The sequence below is a fragment of the Vibrio sp. 10N.261.45.E2 genome, from assembly GCF_002875705.1.
Taxonomy (GTDB): Bacteria; Pseudomonadota; Gammaproteobacteria; order Enterobacterales; family Vibrionaceae; genus Vibrio.
Genome location: NZ_MCZZ01000023.1, coordinates 1 through 383 on the forward strand (window position 1 = coordinate 1; position 383 = coordinate 383).

Consider the following 383-nt stretch of genomic DNA (forward strand, 5'->3'; position numbering starts at 1 on the left):
TGTACCCATTCTAAAAACATTTGGTTCACTTGCTCTAGTCGAGCCTGCTCTCGCTGTGGCAAAAAATCGACCGACAACTGGATAGTCCAACAGATAGACCGAATGCCACATTGCCCTTGGATGCACATGACATTCACTTTTCCTGATGTTTTATGGGCTCTGTTTCGTAACAACCGCCGGTTACTCGATAAACTTTGCCAACTCGCTGTCGACAATCTGCTTTATGCAGCAAAGCAGGCTGGACTAGAAATTGGCATTTTCTGCGCATTACATACTTTTGGGAGACGGTTAACTTGGCACCCTCATGTACATGTTTCAGTGACTCTAGGCGGGATAAATTCACATGGTGATTGGAAAGCGCTTGCCTATTGTCATGAAAAAGT

Annotated in this window: 1 protein-coding gene; it reads left to right on the forward strand. The window is 44.9% G+C overall.

Going from position 1 to position 383, the window contains the following annotated elements:
• Nucleotides 1–383, forward strand: a 383-nt coding sequence (locus BCT34_RS01010) for a transposase (RefSeq protein WP_198594879.1), incomplete at both ends; no start/stop codon positions are given.